The 18,645-nt window shown below is 69.5% G+C and carries 22 protein-coding genes; 17 read left to right on the forward strand and 5 right to left on the reverse strand.

Annotated features, from left to right (window positions below):
* The first annotated feature begins 7 nt into the window (after positions 1 to 7).
* Positions 8 to 877 carry an SDR family oxidoreductase gene (locus tag ACFTWF_RS12545; RefSeq protein WP_378461530.1) on the forward strand — a complete coding sequence of 290 codons (870 nt, stop codon included), beginning with the start codon at positions 8 to 10 and terminating at the stop codon, positions 875 to 877.
* 12 nt (positions 878 to 889) lie between these two features.
* Positions 890 to 3,103 carry an acyl-CoA dehydrogenase gene (locus ACFTWF_RS12550; protein WP_378461531.1) on the forward strand — a complete coding sequence of 738 codons (2,214 nt, stop codon included), beginning with the start codon at positions 890 to 892 and terminating at the stop codon, positions 3,101 to 3,103.
* A gap of 217 nt (positions 3,104 to 3,320) precedes the next feature.
* Here ACFTWF_RS12550 and ACFTWF_RS12555 read toward each other — a convergent pair whose 3' ends face one another.
* Positions 3,321 to 3,782: a PPOX class F420-dependent oxidoreductase gene (locus ACFTWF_RS12555; protein WP_378461532.1), complete on the reverse strand. Its 462-nt coding sequence runs from the start codon at positions 3,780 to 3,782 to the stop codon at positions 3,321 to 3,323.
* Positions 3,783 to 3,885: 103 nt separating this feature from the next.
* Here ACFTWF_RS12555 and ACFTWF_RS12560 point away from each other — a divergent pair, with 103 nt between their 5' ends.
* The 3 genes from ACFTWF_RS12560 to ACFTWF_RS12570 are packed head-to-tail and all read left to right on the forward strand — an operon-like array spanning position 3,886 to position 5,592.
* The gene (locus tag ACFTWF_RS12560) at positions 3,886 to 4,578 is read left to right on the forward strand and encodes a FadR/GntR family transcriptional regulator (RefSeq protein ID WP_378461533.1); all 693 of its coding nucleotides are present in this window, start codon (positions 3,886 to 3,888) and stop codon (positions 4,576 to 4,578) included.
* Positions 4,575 to 5,381 (forward strand): ABC transporter ATP-binding protein, encoded by an 807-nt coding sequence (locus ACFTWF_RS12565; protein WP_378461534.1) that lies wholly within the window; start codon positions 4,575 to 4,577, stop codon positions 5,379 to 5,381. Before ACFTWF_RS12560 ends, ACFTWF_RS12565 begins: the two co-directional genes overlap by 4 nt.
* Positions 5,382 to 5,409: 28 nt before the next feature.
* A complete protein-coding gene (locus tag ACFTWF_RS12570) occupies positions 5,410 to 5,592 on the forward strand; it encodes a hypothetical protein (RefSeq protein ID WP_378461535.1) in 183 nt (60 codons plus the stop codon).
* An 8-nt stretch (positions 5,593 to 5,600) separates the two neighbouring features.
* Here ACFTWF_RS12570 and ACFTWF_RS12575 read toward each other — a convergent pair whose 3' ends face one another.
* Together ACFTWF_RS12575 and ACFTWF_RS12580 are read right to left on the reverse strand one after the other, a co-directional pair.
* Positions 5,601 to 6,476, reverse strand: coding sequence for an amidohydrolase family protein (locus tag ACFTWF_RS12575; protein WP_378461536.1), 876 nt, complete (start codon positions 6,474 to 6,476; stop codon positions 5,601 to 5,603).
* A 70-nt stretch (positions 6,477 to 6,546) separates the two neighbouring features.
* On the reverse strand, positions 6,547 to 7,068 hold the full coding sequence (locus tag ACFTWF_RS12580) for a ribonuclease H (RefSeq protein ID WP_378461537.1): 522 nt from the start codon (positions 7,066 to 7,068) through the stop codon (positions 6,547 to 6,549).
* A gap of 73 nt (positions 7,069 to 7,141) precedes the next feature.
* On the opposite strand from ACFTWF_RS12580, the gene ACFTWF_RS12585 reads away from it, so the two are divergent.
* The 10 genes from ACFTWF_RS12585 (at position 7,142) to ACFTWF_RS12630 (ending at position 14,257) form a co-directional block, all read left to right on the forward strand.
* Positions 7,142 to 8,068, forward strand: coding sequence for a DNA-3-methyladenine glycosylase family protein (locus ACFTWF_RS12585; RefSeq protein WP_378461538.1), 927 nt, complete (start codon positions 7,142 to 7,144; stop codon positions 8,066 to 8,068).
* 96 nt (positions 8,069 to 8,164) lie between these two features.
* Positions 8,165 to 8,860, forward strand: a complete 696-nt coding sequence (locus tag ACFTWF_RS12590; RefSeq protein ID WP_378461805.1) for an energy-coupling factor ABC transporter permease — start codon at positions 8,165 to 8,167, stop codon at positions 8,858 to 8,860.
* Positions 8,857 to 9,204 carry a PDGLE domain-containing protein gene (locus tag ACFTWF_RS12595; protein ID WP_378461539.1) on the forward strand — a complete coding sequence of 116 codons (348 nt, stop codon included), beginning with the start codon at positions 8,857 to 8,859 and terminating at the stop codon, positions 9,202 to 9,204. Before ACFTWF_RS12590 ends, ACFTWF_RS12595 begins: the two co-directional genes overlap by 4 nt.
* A 2-nt stretch (positions 9,205 to 9,206) precedes the next feature.
* Complete coding sequence (gene cbiQ / locus ACFTWF_RS12600; RefSeq protein WP_378461540.1) at positions 9,207 to 9,971, forward strand: cobalt ECF transporter T component CbiQ; 765 nt, start codon at positions 9,207 to 9,209, stop codon at positions 9,969 to 9,971.
* Positions 9,968 to 10,762 (forward strand): energy-coupling factor ABC transporter ATP-binding protein, encoded by a 795-nt coding sequence (locus tag ACFTWF_RS12605; protein ID WP_378461541.1) that lies wholly within the window; start codon positions 9,968 to 9,970, stop codon positions 10,760 to 10,762. The genes cbiQ and ACFTWF_RS12605 overlap by 4 nt, the downstream gene beginning before the upstream one ends.
* Before the next feature lie 51 nt (positions 10,763 to 10,813).
* Positions 10,814 to 11,884 (forward strand): class I SAM-dependent methyltransferase, encoded by a 1,071-nt coding sequence (locus ACFTWF_RS12610; RefSeq protein WP_378461542.1) that lies wholly within the window; start codon positions 10,814 to 10,816, stop codon positions 11,882 to 11,884.
* A 182-nt stretch (positions 11,885 to 12,066) separates the two neighbouring features.
* Positions 12,067 to 12,669 (forward strand): hypothetical protein, encoded by a 603-nt coding sequence (locus ACFTWF_RS12615; RefSeq protein ID WP_378461543.1) that lies wholly within the window; start codon positions 12,067 to 12,069, stop codon positions 12,667 to 12,669.
* A 191-nt stretch (positions 12,670 to 12,860) separates the two neighbouring features.
* Entirely contained in the window at positions 12,861 to 13,289 is a 429-nt protein-coding gene (locus ACFTWF_RS12620) for a hypothetical protein (RefSeq protein WP_378461544.1), read from the forward strand.
* Positions 13,290 to 13,403: 114 nt separating this feature from the next.
* A complete protein-coding gene (locus ACFTWF_RS12625; RefSeq protein WP_378461545.1) occupies positions 13,404 to 13,871 on the forward strand; it encodes a MarR family winged helix-turn-helix transcriptional regulator in 468 nt (155 codons plus the stop codon).
* Complete coding sequence (locus ACFTWF_RS12630) at positions 13,868 to 14,257, forward strand: DUF5313 family protein (RefSeq protein WP_378461546.1); 390 nt, start codon at positions 13,868 to 13,870, stop codon at positions 14,255 to 14,257. Before ACFTWF_RS12625 ends, ACFTWF_RS12630 begins: the two co-directional genes overlap by 4 nt.
* 9 nt (positions 14,258 to 14,266) lie before the next feature.
* Here ACFTWF_RS12630 and ACFTWF_RS12635 read toward each other — a convergent pair whose 3' ends face one another.
* Together ACFTWF_RS12635 and ACFTWF_RS12640 are read right to left on the reverse strand one after the other, a co-directional pair.
* Entirely contained in the window at positions 14,267 to 15,463 is a 1,197-nt protein-coding gene (locus ACFTWF_RS12635) for a CaiB/BaiF CoA transferase family protein (protein ID WP_378461547.1), read from the reverse strand.
* An 8-nt stretch (positions 15,464 to 15,471) separates the two neighbouring features.
* Positions 15,472 to 15,843 carry an ArsR/SmtB family transcription factor gene (locus ACFTWF_RS12640; RefSeq protein WP_378461548.1) on the reverse strand — a complete coding sequence of 124 codons (372 nt, stop codon included), beginning with the start codon at positions 15,841 to 15,843 and terminating at the stop codon, positions 15,472 to 15,474.
* Positions 15,844 to 16,010: 167 nt separating this feature from the next.
* Here ACFTWF_RS12640 and ACFTWF_RS12645 point away from each other — a divergent pair, with 167 nt between their 5' ends.
* Together ACFTWF_RS12645 and ACFTWF_RS12650 are read left to right on the forward strand one after the other, a co-directional pair.
* Complete coding sequence (locus ACFTWF_RS12645) at positions 16,011 to 17,579, forward strand: long-chain-fatty-acid--CoA ligase (protein ID WP_378461549.1); 1,569 nt, start codon at positions 16,011 to 16,013, stop codon at positions 17,577 to 17,579.
* Positions 17,576 to 18,643 (forward strand): MBL fold metallo-hydrolase, encoded by a 1,068-nt coding sequence (locus ACFTWF_RS12650; protein WP_378461550.1) that lies wholly within the window; start codon positions 17,576 to 17,578, stop codon positions 18,641 to 18,643. Before ACFTWF_RS12645 ends, ACFTWF_RS12650 begins: the two co-directional genes overlap by 4 nt.
* The last annotated feature ends 2 nt before the right edge of the window (positions 18,644 to 18,645 follow it).

Here is an 18,645-nt window from a genome sequence, read left to right on the forward strand (position 1 = left end):
CACGCACATGGGAACACTCGACGGACGGGTGGCCGTCGTCACCGGCGCCGGACGCGGAATCGGCCGGGAGCATGCGCTGCTCTTCGCGCGGGAGGGCGCTGCCGTGGTGGTCAACGACCTCGGCGGCGCGAACGACGGCACCGGCGCGGACGCGGGCCCGGCGCAGCAGGTGGTCGACGAGATCGTCGCCGCGGGCGGCAGGGCAATCGCGAACACCGACAACGTCGCGTCCTGGGACGGCGCCGAAGGGCTCGTCGCCCAGGCGGTGAACGAGTTCGGCCGACTCGACGTCCTCGTCAACAACGCGGGCATCCTGCGGGACGCCTTCATCGCGGGCATGGCCGAAAGCCAGTGGGACGCCGTCATCGCCGTGCACCTCAAGGGCCACGCCGCCACCCTCCACCACGCGGCCGCGCACTGGAAGGCACAGACCAAGGCAGGCGAGACCGTCAACGCGTCCGTGATCAACACCGCGTCCGCGTCGGGCACGTTCATGCCCAACGCGGGGCAGGGCAACTACGGCGCCGCGAAGGCGGGCATCGCCGCACTCACCCTGGTCGCCGCGGACGAACTCGAACGCTACGGCGTCCGGGTCAACGCGATCGCCCCGATCGCCCGCACCCGGCTCACGCTGGCCACCCCGGGCATGGGCGCACTGTTCGCCGAGGAGGTGCCGGAGGGCGAGTTCGACGCGTTCAGCCCCGCCAACATCTCCCCGCTCGTCGCGCGTCTCGCCGACGCGAACTGCAAGATCACCGGCAAGGTGTTCGCCGTGCAGGGCGGGGCCATCTCCGAACTCGCCGGCTGGCACGACGTCACGACCATCGAGAGCGACGGCCCGTGGACCGTCGCCGACCTCGCCGACCGCCTCGGCTGAAGGGGCTCCGACATGGCCAAGAACACGTACGAACTCGGGCTCGGGCTCACCGAGGAACACCGGGCCCTCGCCGACTCGGTCCGCGCATTCGCCGAACGCACCATCACCTCCGAACACGTCCGGGCCGCGGTCGAGTCGCCGAGCGAGGACAAGTTCCCGCCGTTCTGGGGCGCACTCGTGCGCCAGGACCTGCTCGGACTGCACATCCCCGAGGACAAGGGCGGCCACGGCGCCGGGCTCCTCACCCTGGCCGTGGCACTCGAAGCGCTGGGGCGGACGGTTGCCCCGGGACCGTTCGTCCCGACCGTCCTGTCCGCCGCCCTCGTGGCGGCCGCCGATTCCAAGGTCGGCATCGAGCTGATACCAGGACTCGTCGACGGATCACGCACCGCCGCAGTCTCGTTGGGTCGCCCACTCGCGGCGACGCCGCGGGACGGCGGATACCGCGTCACCGGTGTCGCGGACGCCGTGCTCGGCGGCGAACACGCCGACATCGTGCTGGCCCCGATCACCGTCGGCGACGACATCCGCTGGGCCGTCGTCGATTCCGCGGACGTCACGGTCACCGTCCAGGACAGTATCGACGTGCTCCGCGGTTCGGCACGGATCACCGCCACCGACGTTGAGGTGGGAGCCGACCGGATCCTCGACGGGCTCAGCGAGCGGCGCGTCCGGTCCGTGGCCACGGTCGTTCTCGGCGCGGAGGCGCTCGGCGTGATGTCCTGGTGCGTCTCCACCGCAGCCGAATACGCGAAGACCCGGGTGCAGTTCGGGCGTCCGATCGGCCAGTTCCAGGGCGTCAAACACAAGTGCGCCCACATGGGCATCGCCCTGGAGAAGGCGCGCGCGGTGCTGTGGGACGCCGCCTCTGCCCTCGACAACGGCGACGACACCGCCGATTTCGCCGCGGACATCGCCGCCGTCGTCGTTCCCGACGCCGCGGTGCAGTGCGCGCAGGACTGCATCCAGGTCCACGGCGGCATCGGATTCACGTGGGAGCACGACGCGCACCTGTACTACCGCCGGGCCCTGTCTCTCCGGGGGCTCCTCGGCACCCGGGAGGAGCGGGCCACCCGCGTGGCCGATCAGTCGCTCGCCGGCACCGCCCGCACGTCCGAGCTGGAACTGCCGGACGAGGCCGAGACGATCCGCGCCGCGGTGCGGGCCGCACTCGCCCCGCTGGTGGGACTCGACGAGGACGACCAGCTGATCGCACTCGGCGACGGCGGCTGGGTGCAGCCGCACCTGCCGAAGCCGTACGGGCGCAGCGCGTCCCCGCTCGAGCAGATCGTCATCGCCCAGGAGATCACCGCCGCCGGCATCCCGATGCCGCAGCTGCTGATGGGCGGCTGGGCGGTGCAGGCCGTCGTCGCCCACGGCACCGACGCGCAGAAGGAGGACCTCGCCGTCCCCACGCTGCGGGGCGATCTGGTGTGGTGCCAGTTGTTCAGCGAGCCCGGAGCCGGTTCCGATCTCGCGTCGCTGACGACGAAGGCCGAGAAGGTCGACGGCGGCTGGACGGTGACCGGGCAGAAGATCTGGACCACGGTCGCGCAGTTCTCCGACTGGGCCATGCTGATCGCCCGCACCGACCCGGCCAAGCCGAAACACGAGGGCATCACGTACTTCGTGCTGGACATGTCGACGCCGGGGGTGACGGTGCGGCCGCTACGCGAGATGACCGGGTCGGCCCTGTTCAACGAGGTGTTCCTCGACGACGTGTTCATCCCGGACGCACACGTGGTCGGGAACGTGAACGACGGCTGGAACGTGGCCCGCACGACTCTCGCCGGTGAGCGGGTGGCGCTGAGTCAGAAGATGGAGGCCTACGCCACCGACAAGGATCTGCTGCAGTTCGCGCGCGGCCGGGAACTCCGACCGCTGGCCCGTTTCCGCGTCGGCGAACTGGTCGCGGAGAGCCAGGCGATCGATCTGATCGGGTCCCGGATCGTGCTGAAGCAACTGTCGGGGGCCGACGTGAGCACCACGTCGAGCGTCGGGAAGCTGCTCGGCATGGGGCTCGGGCAGTCGATCGCCGAGTTCGTCGTCGCGGAACTGGGAGCGGCGGGTGCCGTGAGCATTCCGGGTGAGCCGAGCGACAAGGCGATGGAACAGTTGATCGCCGGGCGCGCCACCACCATCTACGGCGGCACCACCGAGGTGCAGCTCAACGTGATCGGCGAACGCATGCTCGGACTGCCGCGCGACGCGCAGGGAGTGTCGTGACCGGCGGACCGCTGAGCGGGCTCACCGTCGTCGAGATCGCAAGCCTCGCATCCGCCCCGTTCGGGTGCGAGGCTTGCCGATCTGGGCGCGGACGTGATCCGCGTGGAACGGGCCGGCGACGGCGGCACCGGGCTGATGGCGCCGTCCGGTGTGGCTACGACGCGCCGAGCATCGCGCGACTCCGGTCCGCGGGGGCGGTCGAGTAGGTGCCGGGGACCTATCCGCGATCGGCGTCCGGCGGGAAGCCACCGGTCGCGATGGGTCCCCACTCGTCGATGGTGATCCGGATGAGGCTCTTGTTCTGCTTGCGCATGGCGTCGCGGTACTCGTCCCAGTCGGGGTGCTCCCCGGAGATGCCGCGGAAGTACTCCACCAGCGGTTCGAGTGCATCGGGCATGTCCAGCACCTCGGCCGTGCCGTCGATCTGCACGTAGGCGCCGTTGAACTCGTCGGAGAGCACGCACACGCTCACGGCGGGGTCGTGTCGCACGTTCGCGGCCTTCGCGCGCTGCGGGTAGGTCGAGACGACGATCCGCCCCTCCTCGTCGAGTCCCGCCGTGACCGGGGAGATCTGCAGGCCTCCGGAGCGCTTCCGGGTGATCAGGACGACGCGATGACGGGGCCGGACGAAGTCGAGCAACTGTTCCCGCGTGACACGGTCTGCGGTGGCGACTGCCATGGTGCACCTCTCCTCTGCTGCGATGGTCCTTGCCGATTCACCCTATGCCCCGGATCCCCCGGGCCAGTCCTCAGACGTCTGAGGACTGTGTTAGCGTCGCCGCATGCCCGCACGCCACACCCTCCGCAACGGACCGCTGGTCCCCCAGCTCGAGGAACTCCTCACCGCGTGGATCGGCGAAGGCAAGTGGGCGCTCGGCAGTCGCATCCCCAGCGAGGCCGAACTGGCCACGGAACTCGGCGTCGGCCGGTCCTCCGTCCGTGAGGCCGTGCGCCTGCTCGCCCGCGACGGCCTGCTCGACGTGCGGCACGGCGTCGGCACATTCGTCGCTGCGCCCCCCGCGAGCGGTGCAGGCCTCGGGAAGCTGCTGCGCCGCGCCCGCCTGCTCGAGGTCTACGAGGTGCGGCGCGCCCTCGAGATCGAGGCGGCCCGGCTGGCCGCGGAACGCGTACGCCCCGAGGATCTCCGGCGGCTGCGGGAGCAGCTGTCGGCGCGGCACGACAGCACCGCGGGATCGACGGCCGTGTTCGTCGCGGCAGACCTCGACTTCCACGCCGCGATCCTGGCGATCGCAGGCAACTCTATCCTGTCCGCGCTGTTCGAATCGATCCGGCCGCTCCTCGTCGACGCACTGGCCGAACTCGTCGACCACGAACCGGGACGGCCCGACACCAGCTGCGCGCATGACGATCTGGTGCGCGCACTGGAAGCCGGCGACGCCGAGGCGGCCGTCGCCGCCACCGCCGCCAACCTCGACCCGACCATGTCGATTCTGCGGAAAGGCGGAAATCAGTGACCACCCCGGATTCGGTCGTCAGCATCGAGCACGTCGACCTCGTGCGGAGCGGACGGTATCTGCTCAGCGACATCAGCCTCCGCATCGAACGCGGACAGCACTGGGTGCTGCTCGGCGCGAACGGTGCCGGTAAGAGCACGATGCTGAGCATGCTCGGCGCGGTCGCGCACCCGACGCGCGGCACCGTCCACGTTCTCGGCCACCAGCTGGGCCGGGTCGACATGCGCGAGTTGCGCGCCCACATAGGGCACGTGAATCCGCGATACCGGATCGACGCGCCGCTGACGGTGCGCGACGTCGTGCTCACCGGCCTCACCAACACACCCGATTTCGTGCCGCGGTGGTCGCCGTCCGCGGAGCAGATCGCCCGCGCCGACGAGCTGATCGCCTCCCTCGGCATGCAGAAACACGCAGACGCCCTGTGGCCCAACCTGTCCCAGGGCGAACGCGGCCGTGCCCTGATCGCCCGCGCCCTGATGGCGGAGCCGCAACTCCTCCTGCTCGACGAACCCGCCACCGGCCTCGATCTGGCTGCGCGAGAACAACTCCTCACCGCACTCGACGAACTCCGCGCCACGTACCCGGGCCTCGCCAGCATCCTCGTCACCCACCACCTCGAGGAAATCCCCACGACCACGACGCACGCCGTCCTCATCCGCGACGGCCGGGTGATCGCGCAGGGCGAGGTCGCGGACGTCCTCACCACCGCACATATCAGCGAATGCTTCGACCACCCCATCGAGATCGCCCGCAGTCGCGGCCGGTGGGTCGCGCAGACGCGGGTCCCCGAGGCGGTCGGGTAGCACCCGGACGCGGTGCACACTGGTACGCATGGCACGAGGCGACCACCCGCAGCGCACCCCGTTCTACGGTGTGGTGCTCATCGTCGTCGCGATGGCGGCGGCGATGATCGTGAACCGCACCGCACCCGTCTGGGTGCAGGTACCGATCTACATCCTGGCCGTCCTCGCCGCGATGGCGGGCTTCGTGATGACGTTCCGCGACCTGTCCTGACCCGGGGGTCAGTCGATCGCGAACAACCGCGCCGCGTTGTCGTGGCAGACCGCCCGCAGCCACGCCTCACCGAGGTCGAAGCGGGTGAGCCCCTCGAGCGCGTCCAGGTACGGATACGGGATGTTCGGGAAGTCGCTGCCGAACACGATCCGGTCCTGCAGATCCGACAGCCGGTGGATCTGGTCGCGGGGAAACGGCGTGGCCGCTTCGGCGTAGTCCGTGAACGCCATCGTGGTGTCGAGGTACACGTTGGGGAACTTCGCGGCCAGGTCCAGGAACTCCCGGTACTCCGGCAGACCCATGTGGGCGATGATCAGATGCAGCCTCGGGTATCGCGACAGCAACTCGGCGATGGGTTCGGGGCCCGTGTACGTGCCGGGTGCCGGCCCCGACCCGCAGTGGATCACGATGGGGACCCCCGAATCCTGCAGCACACCCCACACGGGGTCGAGGAACGGATCGTTGGGCGAGTACTGCCCCACCTGGATGTGGGACTTGAAGACGCGGGTGCCCGACTCGATCGCCTCGGCGACGTATCCGGCCGCGGACTTCTCCGGGAAGAACGTGGACGTCCGCAGACAGTCGGGGGTCTGCTGCGCGAATTCCACCGACCACTGATTGAGCCACGCCGCCATGTCCGGCTTGTGCGGGTAGATCATCGACGTGAACCGGAGGACGCCGAACCCGCGGAGATGTTCGACGCGGACGTCCTCCTCGTGCCGGTAGTGGATGGGCCATTCCCGCCCGGTGAGGGGACCGACGGCGTCGAAATACCCCCACACCTTCTCCATCACGTTCGCGGGCATGAAATGGGTGTGGACGTCGATGATGCCGGGCAGTCCCAGCGCACGCCAGAATTCCCGTACCCGCAGATCCTCGCTCAACCAGCTTCTCCTCGACACGGTCCCGGACCCGGAACACCGGCAGATGACATCGATGACGACAGGGGCGGACTCAGAACAGCGTGAACGCGTCCTCGGTCTCGGGTGTGGACGGTGCGACCGGAGCCGCTGCCGGAGCCGGCGCGGGCACAGGCACGGCCGCACCGGATGCGACGGCCCGGGCCGCCTCCCCGGCGAGGACGTCGGCCATCTCGTTGTAATGGTTGCCGACGTGCCCGCGCACCCAGCGGAACCGCACGGGCCCGGGGCGGTCGTTGATCGCGCGGTCGATGGACTGCACCAGCGCGAGGTTCTTGACGGGAGCACCGGCCGCCGTCTTCCAGCCCTTGCGCTTCCATCCGGGCAGCCACTCCGACGCGCACTTGATGGCGTACTGGGAATCGGACTCGATGAGGAGCGGATCGGCCCCGGGATGCGCGGTGATCGCTTCGAGCAGGGCGCGCAGCTCGGCGATCTGATTGGTCCCGGAGGGCTCGCCACCCGACTGGCTGGGACCCTCGTGATTGACCCATGCCCAGCCGATCGCCCCACCGGGGTTGCGGAGACAGGATCCGTCGGTACTCACGATGATCATGGCTGGGACTTTACGTGCGCGCTCCGACAGCCGCCGGGAGCGGTCGCCCTCACGGTCGAATACGCTGCATTCGATGACGGCTTCGCTCGAGGTGGTCGAGACCACCCTGACCGCGCGGCGTCCCCTGGACGTCGCGATGTCGGTGCAGCCCCTGCAGCGGGGCAAGGGCGATCCCTGCCACCGCCGGGCCACCGACGGCTCGATCTGGCGGACGTCGGTGCAGAGGTCGGGCCCCGTCACGTATCGCCTCACCCAGGCCGATCGGCACACGGTGCGATGCCAGGCGTGGGGTGCCGGCGCCCGCGAGTTGGCCGACGGGCTCGGCCGTCTCGTCGGCGACCACGACGAGTGCAAGGACTTCGCCCCCGACCATCCGATCCTCGTCGAAGCGCACCGCCGGTTCCCGCACCTGCGCCTGGGCCGCACCGACCGGGTGCTGGAGGCGCTCGTGCCCGCGATCCTCGAGCAGCGGGTGCACGGCATCGCCGCGTTCGCGTCGTGGCGGCATCTCGTGTGGAAGTTCGGCGAGCCCGCCCCCGGTCCGGCCCCGGACGGGATGCGGCTGCCCCCGACCGCGGACGTGTGGCGGCGGGTTCCGTCGTGGGAGTTCCACCGCGCCAACGTCGACCCTGCCCGCTCGCGCACGATCGTCCGCTGCGCGCAGGTCGCCGACCGGCTCGAGAAGATCGTCGACCTCCCCCGCGAGGAGGCGAACCGTCGGCTGATGTCCGTGCCGGGCGTCGGGATCTGGACCGCCGCGGAGGTGTCCCAGCGCGCGCTCGGTGACCCGGACGCCCTGTCCGTCGGCGACTATCATCTGGCGGCGATGGTCGGATGGTCGTTGCTCGGCACCCCCCTCGACGATGCCGGGATGGTGGAGTATCTGGCTCCGCTCCGGCCCCACCGGCAGCGGGCGGTGCGACTGCTCGAGGTCAGCGGGCAGGCCGTCAAACCCAAGTTCGGCCCGCGCACGCCGCTCGTCGACCACAGCCGGCACTGAAAGTGCCATCTATGAACACCTGTTCAAGTGTTCATACGAGAAACTAGACTCCGAAGGACAGCTGCCGGCCGAGGAGGCGCCGTGGAACCCGTGGCGATGCACATGAGCGACGGCCTGATCAACGCGCCGACCTCGCTACTGTTCGTCGTCGTCGCGGTACTGGGACTGTCGGTCGCCGCATGGCGGGCCCGGGCGGAACTCGACGAACGCACCGCACCGATGGCGGGCCTCGTCGCGGCGTTCGTCTTCGCGGTCCAGATGGTCAACTTCCCGATCCTCCCCGGTGTGAGCGGGCACCTCCTCGGCGGCGCGCTCGCCGCGATCCTCGTCGGCCCGTACACGGGCACGCTGTGCGTCTCGATCGTGTTGATCGTGCAGGCCCTGCTGTTCGCCGACGGCGGGCTGACCGCCCTGGGAGCGAACATCACCAACATGGCGATCATCGGAGTGGTGGCCGGCTACGGCGTCGCGCTGGTGCTGCGTCCGCTCGTCACCCGCCGGGGGCGGATCGACTTCCGCATCCTCGGCGGCCTCGCGTTCGCCGCCGCGCTCTGCGGAACCGTCGCCGCGTCGACCGGCTTCGTGCTGGAGTACGCGATCGGTGGTCACGCCGCGTCCGCCGGCTCGACGTCGCTGGGCGCGGTCGCGGCCTACATGCTCGGGGCGCACATGCTGATCGGCATCGGGGAGGGCCTCGTCACCGCCCTCACCGTGACCGCCGTCGCGAAGGCGCGACCCGACCTCGTGTACCTGCTGCGGACCGCACCCCGGCGAGCGGAGGTGCGGGCATGATCTCCCTGCGCCGCTTCCTGATCGGCTTCGCGCTGGTGGCGCTGATCATCGCCGGTGCCGTCTCGTACCTCGCCAGTACGAGTCCGGACGGCCTGGACGCGGCGACGACGCGTGGGTGCCAGACCGTGGAGACCGACACCGGTGAGGCGCTCGTGGGCGACTGCATCGCCCGGAACGCGTCCACCCACCACCTGTCCGGGTCGCCGCTCGCCGACTACACGGTGGGCGGGCGGTCGCACCTCACCGGGATCGCCGGCGTGATCGGGGCGACCGCGACGTTCGTCGTCGCGGGTGGCCTGTTCCGGCTCCTCGCCCGCGCACGACGGAACCGAACGAGCCCCTGACCGTGGGAGCAGGTCACGCCCATCCGCTGTACCTCGCCGGCGCCTCCCCGGTGCACCGGCTGCCCGCCGAGATCAAGATCGTGTGCGCGGTCGCGTTCGTGTTCGCGGTGGTCGCGACGCCCCGCGAGGTGTTCTGGGCGTTCGCCGCGTACCTGGTGATTCTGATCGTGCTGTGGCGGATCGCCGGCATCTCCACCGGGTGGATCGCGCCGCGGATGCTGATCGAATTGCCGTTCGTGACACTCGCGGTGCTGTTGCCGTTCGCCGAGGGCGGCGCGCGCGTCACCGCACTCGGACTGTCGCTGTCGGTCCCCGGCCTGTACGCGGCATGGGGCATTCTGGTCAAGGGCACACTCGGCGTGCTTGTCTCACTGACACTCGCCGCGACGACACCGGCCCGCGACCTGCCGCTCGGTCTGGCGCGGCTCCGGGTGCCCGCGATGCTCACCACGATCGTCGTCCTGATGCTGCGTTACCTGGATCTGCTCACTGCCGAGGTCGAGCGGATGCGCACCGCCCGGCTGTCCCGTGGCGACGATCCCCGCACGTTCCGGCAGATCGGCGCGACCGCCCGGGGTGTCGGCGGGTTGTTCGTGCGGTCCTACGAACGCGGCGAGCGCGTGCACCTGGCGATGCTGTCGCGGGGTTTCACGGGTTCGGTCCCGACGATCGGCGCGCCCCCGGCGACCGCCTCGATGTGGCGACGCGGCCTCGCTCCGGCCGCCGGTGCGGTGGCGATCTGTCTCACCGCGTGGGTGCTCCGATGACCGCGGCCGTGCATCTCGAGGGTGTCTCGTTCGCGTATCCGGACGGCCGGGCAGCGCTCGAGGGGATCGACCTCAGCGTCGAACCCGGTGAGCGGGTGGCCGTCCTCGGTCCGAACGGGGCCGGGAAGACCACGCTGATGCTGCACCTCAACGGCATCCTGACGGCCACGGAAGGACGCGTCACCGTGGGCGGTGTCGGACTGTCGCGGGACACCGGCCGGGACGCGGTGCGTGAGGTCCGGCGCCGGGTCGGCATCGTCTTCCAGGACCCCGACGACCAGTTGTTCATGCCCACCGTCGCGCAGGACGTCGCGTTCGGTCCGATCAATTTCGGGGTCACCGGGACCGCGCTCGACGACCGAGTGCACGACGCGCTGGCCGCCGTCGACATGACCGCGCACGCCGATCGCAATCCGGCGCACCTCTCGGTGGGCCAGCGACGCCGGGTCGCGCTGGCGACCGTCCTGGCGTGCGCCCCGGACGTTCTCGTGCTGGACGAACCGTCGAGCAACCTCGATCCCGTCGCACGACGCGAACTGGCCGAGGTCCTATTGGGTATCGACACCACGCATCTGCTGGTCACCCACGACCTTCCGTACGCGGCCCAGTTGTGCACGCGCGCTGTGATCCTCGACGAGGGACGCCTGGTGGCCGACGGTCCGATGCTCGAACTGCTGGGCGATCCCGCTCTGCTCGCCGCCCACAGGCTCGAGTTGCCCTGGGGTTTCCGGCTTCCCACGGCGGATCCTCATTCGCCGCGCGAACGATCCGTGACACCGCCGACGCGGTAGCCCACGATGGGGAGACAGAGCTTCGCCCCGCACTCCCACCGGAGGTCAGCGATGTCCACACCCGACACCGAAGCCGAAGCCGTCTCCCAGCGCCTCTTCGACGCGTCGCTCGGCGCGATCGACCTCCTCGCGGTCCATCTGGGAGACCGTCTCGGCTGGTACCGCAGCCTGAAGTCGGAGGGGCCTGCGACGGCGGACGAACTGGCGGAACGCACGTCCACTCATCCGCGGTACGCGCGGGAGTGGCTCGAACAGCAGGCCGTGTCGGGACTTCTCACGGTGGACGCGTCGGAGCCGCGGAGGTTCACGCTGCCGGCCGGTGCCGCCGAAGTGCTCACGGACGAGCAGAGTCTGCTGTATCTTGCGCCACTCGCGCGGATCTTCGTCGCGGCGACCACGCAGATGCCCGCGCTGCTCGAGGCGTATCGGACGGGCGGCGGCGTGGGATGGGCGCAGTTCGGCGCGGATGCCCGTGAGTCGCAGGCCGATATGAATCGGCCGTGGTACGAGCAGGTTCTTCCCGGCGCGCTGGCGTCGGTTCCCGAGGTGGATGCGCTGCTCCGGACACCCGGGGCCACCATCGCCGACGTCGGATGCGGCGGTGCCTGGTCGACGATCGCGCTCGCCCGCGCCTACCCGGATGCGCGGCTCCACGGCTACGACATCGACACCGCGACCGTCGAACTCGCGAGGTCCAATGTGGGCGGCAGGCCGGATGTCGCCGATCGGATCACGATCACCGAGTCGGACGCGGCAGGTATTCCCGAGGGCAGTTGCACCGCGGCCTTCGCGTTCGAGTGCATCCACGACATGCCCGCACCGGTCGAGGTGCTGTCCGCGGTCCGCAGGGCGCTGGCGCCGGGCGGCGCGATGATCGTGATGGACGAGGCGGTGGACGACGAGTTCTCCGCCCCCGGTAGCGACCTCGAACGGCTGATGTACGGATTCAGTCTCACCGTGTGCCTTCCGGACGGCATGAACCACACACCCAGTGCCGGCACCGGAACGGTCATGCGCCCGAGCACATTGCGCGGCTACGCCGAGGCGGCCGGTTTCGGATCGATGGACGTGCTGCCCATCCAGGATTTCGGGTTCTGGCGGTTCTACCGCCTCACGGTGTGAACCCTGGGCCGATAGTCCGATACGTACGTATTTTGCGGAAAGGCCGAAAACTGGGGCATCCGAAGGGGGAAGATGTCTGCAGTAGGCAGGTTACGGACGCTTTCGCCGGTCGGGGCAACTGTGGAGCGCCAGGTCGAACCAGATTTGTCGTTTGTCATCCGCTACTACGCATGGGAAACACCATGAAACTGCATAGAGTGACAGCGCTTGCGGCGCTGCTGATCGCCACCCTGTGTGTCGGAGTGGGTACCGCATACGCCGCCCCCGCTCCACTTGATCAGGCCGTTGTCTCGCACACCAGCCTGAGCCCCGACGGCCGGTCGGTCGGCACCGCGATCGACACGGGTTCGTTCACCCTGTCGAGGACGGCCGCGGCCGTGGACATCGTCAACGATGCGGGAACCCCGGTGGGCTCGATCCCCCTGCGCTATTCGATCGCCGGCGTGCAGTTCGCGATCGATCCGCTCATCACCGACGCCGGCCGGTTCCTGAGCCTCACACCCACGACGACCCCTGTCGCGGGCACCCTCGCGCTCACCCCGGTCGACAGGGATTCGGCGTACGCCAACATGGTCGAGCAACTGCAGATCGGCTGGAACAACGGCGGCGGAACTGCGACCGCGATCGGCGCAGGCATCGGATTCGTCGTCGGGTGCGTCGTCCTCATCCTCGGCGGGTGCCTCCCCGGTGCAGCATTGGGCGGAGCGATCGGCGCCGTCACGGGCATCAGCAACGCGAACCCCGCTGCGCCACCGGCGGTGTACGAATACCTCGGAACCCTGTAGCACGGGTTCCGTCCGACTCCGGAGACGATTTTTCGGGAGGGCTATGGGTTAGTTCGCACACGGGGAGCATCACCGCGCACCCACATATGCATGTAGCCGTTCCGGTTTTCCAGCGAATATGGTCCACGCACAACGATTTCGGTGCACTCAGGTGGGGGCCGTGTTCGTCCTACGACATGGTGGGAAATTCCATGAAAATCTTCAAGACTCTGGCATTGTCCATACTCGTCGTCTCCGCGATGGCCGTCGGGGCGGGAACGGCGTACGCCGATCCTGCACCTCAGGGAATCGACTGGTCGCAGCCGCTGATGACCCCGACCGCCGAGGGCGGCAACAGCCAGGTGGCCGAGCAGTTCTTCCCGGAGAACGACTCCAAGCAGGACGCCTTCGACAAGATGACCAACGAGATCAATACCGGCTGGAACAACGCGGGCCTGCAGGGCATGGCGATCGGTTCCAACGTGGGCATGGCCATCGGGTGCGTGTCGATCTTCCCCAACTTCATCGCCGGCTGCATCGTCGGTGCCGTGGTCGGCACCATCGCCGGCGCCGTCATCGGCATCGGCGTGGGCAATCCCAATGCCCAGCCGGCCGTAGAGCAGTTCTTCGCCACACCCTGAGCGAAGAGCGTGCCGCAGCCCCGGCCTCACTCGGGCCGGGGCTGCGGTGTGTTCGGTCACAAATACTTCATGCAAGACTAGTTAGTGCACTAACTAATCTGGTAGCCTGATGCCGTGACCACGGACATCGACGATCCCCTCGCACTCGATCGGCAGGTGTGTTTCGCCCTCGCCGTCGCCAACCGCGCGGTGCTCGGCGTCTACCGCCCCCTCCTCGAACCCATGGGCCTCACCCACCCGCAGTACCTGGTGATGCTGGCCCTGTGGGGCACGTCTCCCATGTCGGTCAAGGAGATCGGGGCCGCGCTCCAACTCGATTCGCCCACGCTGTCTCCACTCCTCAAACGCCTCGAGGCCTCCGGGCTCCTCACCCGCACCCGTAGCAGGGACGACGAACGCCACCTGGTCGTCGAACTGACCGACAAGGGCAAGGCCCTGCGCGCACAGGCCGAGAAGGTGCCGCCCGCGGTGGTCGCCGCACTCGGCGTCGAGATGTCCGAACTCATGGAACTGCACAGCGTGCTCACCCGCATCAACGCTGCCGCCGTGCGGGCGGGAGCACTAGGAAGGCTCGAACAGTGACCGATCGCGCTCCCCGTACCCGTCCCACTCCCGTCCAATGGGTGGGCTACTCGTTCGGACGCAAGCTCCCCGACTCGATGCAGGGGTGGGTGCGCAACGACCTCATCGGCGACTGGGCGGTGCCGCGACATCTCGTCCGCAGCATGGTTCCGTTCCTGCCCGTGTTCGCGGCGTTCTTCCTGTTCCCCGGCCCGGTGTGGCTGCGCGGGTCGATGGTGCTGCTCGGCGTCTTCCTGGCGCTGTTCTACAGCGTCGCGTACATGGCGCAGAACCGGTCACGGCGCCTCGAACGTCACGGGCTGCCCGCGGACCTCGAGAATCCGAAAATCCGTCGCAGGCACGACGCCGAACGGGCGGCATACGACAGGGCGCACACTAGGCCCTGACACCGGAACTCAGCCGACGACGCCCTGCGCGCGCCGGTGCGCGATGTCCTCGGCCGACCAGCCCAGTTCGGTGAGGATCCGATCGGTGTGCGCACCGAGCGCGGGTACATCACCCATCCGCATCTCCACGTCGGAGTACGTCATCGGCGGCAGCATGGCCCTGATCGGGCCGGCCTCGGTGCCGATGTCGCGCCACCGGTCACGCTGCTCCAACTGCGGATGCTCGATCAGTCCGCCCATGTCGTTGAGTTCCGCGGCCGGGATGCCGGCGTCCGACAGGGCGTCGTCGAGGGCGGCGCTCGTGAAGCGCTGTGTTTCCTCGGCCACGAGTGCGTCCACCTCGGCCCGGTGCCGCACGCGCAGCATGTTCGTCGCGAACCGGGGATGGTCGGCGAGGTCGGGGCGTTTGAACACGTCGGTCACCAGTTGCCGCCAGCCGCGGTCGTTCTGCACACCGATGAGGATCTGGCCGTCGAGGGTGGGGTACGCGTCGTAGGGGACGATCGCGGCGTGCCCGAGCCCGACCCGCGGAATCTGCTTGTCGGCGTACATCTTCATGTACATCGGGTGGCCCAACCACTCGGCGGTCGCATCGAACATGGACACGTCGATCCGCGCTCCGACCCCGGTCCGGCTCCGCCGGAACAGGGCACTGAGAATCGACGTCAGCGCGTACATTCCCGCCGCGATGTCGGACACCGGGACACCCGTTTTGGTGGCGGTGTCGGGGGTGCCGGTCACCGAGATCATTCCCGTTTCGGCCTGCACCAGCATGTCGTACGCCTTGCGTTCGCGCCGCGGTCCCGCCGACCCGTAACCCAACATGTTCACGACAATCAAGTCTTCGTGGCCGGCCCGCAATTCCTCCGCCCCGAATCCCAGCCGGTCGGCGGCGTCGGGTGCGAGGTTCTGGACGAAGACGTCGGCGCCGGCGATCAGTGCCGCGACGGCGGCCCGCCCGACCTCCGATTTCAGGTCGACGCCGAACGACTCCTTCGCCCGGTTCAGCCACACGAAGTGCGACGCCTGCCCGAAGACGGCGTCGTCGTAGTTGCGGGCGAAGTCGCCCTCGCCGACGCGCTCGATCTTGATGACCCGCGCGCCCATGTCCGCGAGATGGCGGGTGGCGAGTGGAGCGGCCACGGCCTGCTCGAGTGCCACGACGGTGATGCCGTCGAGCGGCAGCAGTCCGGGGTCGTTCTCCATGTCGGGATTCACCTTTCCTGTTCGGCTCCCGTGTGATCGTGATTGTGATAGTGCGTGGCGCCGATCGTGTGCAGCAGTTCGTGCACGGTGTCGTCGGTCAGCCGGTACCGCATCGAACGGCCGTCCCGCGTCGCCGACACCCAGCCCTGATTCCGGAGCAGCCGCAGCGCGTGGGAGACGGCGGTCCCGGTCATGTCCAGTGCCGCCGCCAGGTCGCCGACGCAGATGTCGGGGGCGTGGTGCAGGCACAGCAGCAGCCGCAACCGGTTGCCGTCCGACAGCAGTTCGAAGCGGCCCGCCCAGCCGTCGATGTCGGGGGTGTGCAGTGCCGCCGCAGCGCGCTGAACATCCTCGGGGTTCAGGGCGGGGGTGTCGGCCACCACGTCAGTCTACAAACGCCGAGACGCCGTCCGGCCGGGCATCCATAGGCGATTCCTCACTGTCCGTTCGGCTCTGTGTCTTTGTGTCCGCGCTCACCCGGGTGGTCGACTGGCAGGACGCGTCACCCGGTTCCCGCCGGCGTCGACCAGTCCTCGAGGAGCGTGATGTGAGCGGTCTGCATCTTCCCCAGCGCGTGCGTGACCATGCCGCCGAGCGGCCCGGAGCACCGGCAGTGACCTGCGGTGACACCACCCTGACCTACGCCGAGCTCGACTGGCGGACCAACCGGATCGCGGTCGCGCTGTCGGGGTTGGCATCCGGCGGCGCCCGGGTCGGGGCGCTGCTTCGGATGCGCACCGAGGGGGTCGAGACGTTCGTGGCCGCCGCCAAGGCGGGTCTCGTCTTCGTCCCGCTCAACTGGCGGCTGCCCGCCGCCGAAGCCGCCGCGATCGCGGTCGACGCCGAACTCCGGGTGCTGATCGTCGAAGCCGAATTCGCCGCGGCCGCCGACGCCGTCCGCGAGGCGCTCCCCGGCGTGACCGTCGTGCTCGTCGACGCGCCCGAAGCGGACGGCCTGCCGCCGGGCACGTGGACGTGGGAGCGCTTGCTCGCCTCGGGCACCGCCACCGACCCGGGGTTCGGGGACGACCCCGATGCCGCGGTGCTGCAGCTCTACACGTCAGGCACGACCGGCTTCCCGAAGGGTGTGGTCGCGACGCATCGCAACCTGCACAACGAGCCGGAGGGCCAGCTGATCTACCGGTGGAAGCCCGGCTCGGTGGCGCTCGACGCCCTGCCGTTGTTCCACATCGCGGGCGCCGGCTGGCTCAGCACCTGCCTGTCCGCCGGTGTCCATGTGGTGCTGCTCGGCGCGTTCGACGCCCGGCAGGTCGCCGCACTCGTCGACCGGCACCGGATCACCCACGCCTTCCTGGTCCCGTCGACCCTTCAGATGCTCCTCGACGTGCCCGACCTCGAACGCTACGACGTGTCGAGTCTCGAACTGGTCGCGTACGGTTCGGCGCCGATCACCCCCGCGCTGCTCCGGCGGGCGATCGATCGCCTCGGCTGTGGATTCGTGCAGCGGTACGGGATGACGGAGACGACGGGGTCGGTCACCGCCCTCGCCGCCGAGGACCACGACCCGTCCGGGCACCGCGCGCACCTGCTGCGTTCCGCCGGCAGACCCATGCCGGGGGTCGAGGTCGAGATCCGGGACGTGGTGACCGGGGCCCGGCTGGCGGTCGGCGAGTCCGGCGAGATCGTGTGCCGCTCCCGCAACAACGTCGCGGGCTACTGGCATCGGCCCGACGAGACCGCGCAACTGCTCACCCACGACGGGTTCCTCCGGACCGGCGACGCCGGGTACGTCGACGAGGAGGGATACCTGTTCGTCACCGACCGGGTGAAGGACATGATCATCACCGGGGGCGAGAACGTGTATCCAGTGGAGGTCGAGTCGGTGCTCGCCGAGCATCCGGCGGTCGCCGAGGTGGCGGTGGTCGGTGTGCCGCACCGGACCTGGGGTGAGTCCGTGACCGCGGTCGTCCGGCTCGTGGATCCGGCGGTCGTGCCGGACGAGCAGGAACTGATCGCCTTCACCGCGGGGCGCCTCGCGTCGTACAAGAAGCCGCGGGAGATCGTCTTCGTCGCCGAACTGCCGCGCGGAGCGAGCGGGAAGATCCTCAAACGCACACTGCGCGACACACTCCGCGATGCGGCGGTGAGCTCGTGATCGTCACCGAGGACGTCGGCACCGTCCAGCGCGAGGCGTGGGCGCGCGGCGTCCTGCCGCCGGTCGAGCAGGTCCGCCCCGGGCTGTGGTCCATTCCGGTGCCGATGCCTCGAAACCCGTTGCGCTACGTCCTGATCTACGCACTCGCTCTGCCCGACGGCCTGGCCCTGATCGACGTCGGCTGGGATTCCGAGGAATCGTGGCGGGCGCTCGTCGACGGCATCGCGCAGACCGGGCACCACGTCACCGACGTCCGGTTCGCCGCGATCACCCATCTGCACCCCGATCATTTCGGTCTCGCGCCCCGGCTGCGGCAGGTCAGCGGCGCGGCGCTGGCCATGCACGACGCGGATGCCGCTCTGCTCGGCCACCATTCACCGGCGGACGACGCCGACGACGAACGCACGTGGAACATCCAGCTCGCCCAGCTCGGGGCGCCCCCCGGGATCCTCTCCGCCGCCCGCGTCGACCTCGTCCGGCTGGGTCCGGGCGAAGCCGTCGATGTCGTGCTCGGTGACGGCACGGCGCTGGACCTGCCCGGCTGGGACCTGAAGGCGGTGTGGACACCGGGACACACCCCCGGCCATCTGACGTTCGTCGACGACACGAACGGATTGCTGTTCAGCGGCGACCACATGCTGCCCCGCATCAGTCCCAACATCTCCACGGTCCCCGGCGAGTTGGAGAACCCGCTGCACCGCTATCTGCTGTCGCTGCACGCCACCACGTCGATGCCCGACGGTGAGGTGCTGCCCGCCCACGAATACCGGTTCCGGGGAATCGCAGACCGCGCGCGGCAGCTGATGGGTCACCACGAGGAGCGCCTCGCGGAGATCGTCGCGGCGCTGGGCGCCCATCCCGAATCGACGGCGTGGGAGATCTCGACGCGGATCTCGTGGTCGCGCCCGTTCGACTCCATGTCCGACCGGCTGCTCCGGCTCGCGGTCCGGGAAACGCACGCCCACCTGCTCGTCCTGGCCGACCGCGGCGGCATCCGCTCGCTCGGCGGCCTTCCCGAACGCTGGACCACCGCACCGGCGGCGGCCCCTGCCCTCACCCCGTAAGG

This window comes from Rhodococcus sp. NPDC056960, from assembly GCF_042674125.1.
In the GTDB taxonomy this organism is placed as follows: Bacteria; Actinomycetota; Actinomycetes; order Mycobacteriales; family Mycobacteriaceae; genus Rhodococcus_F.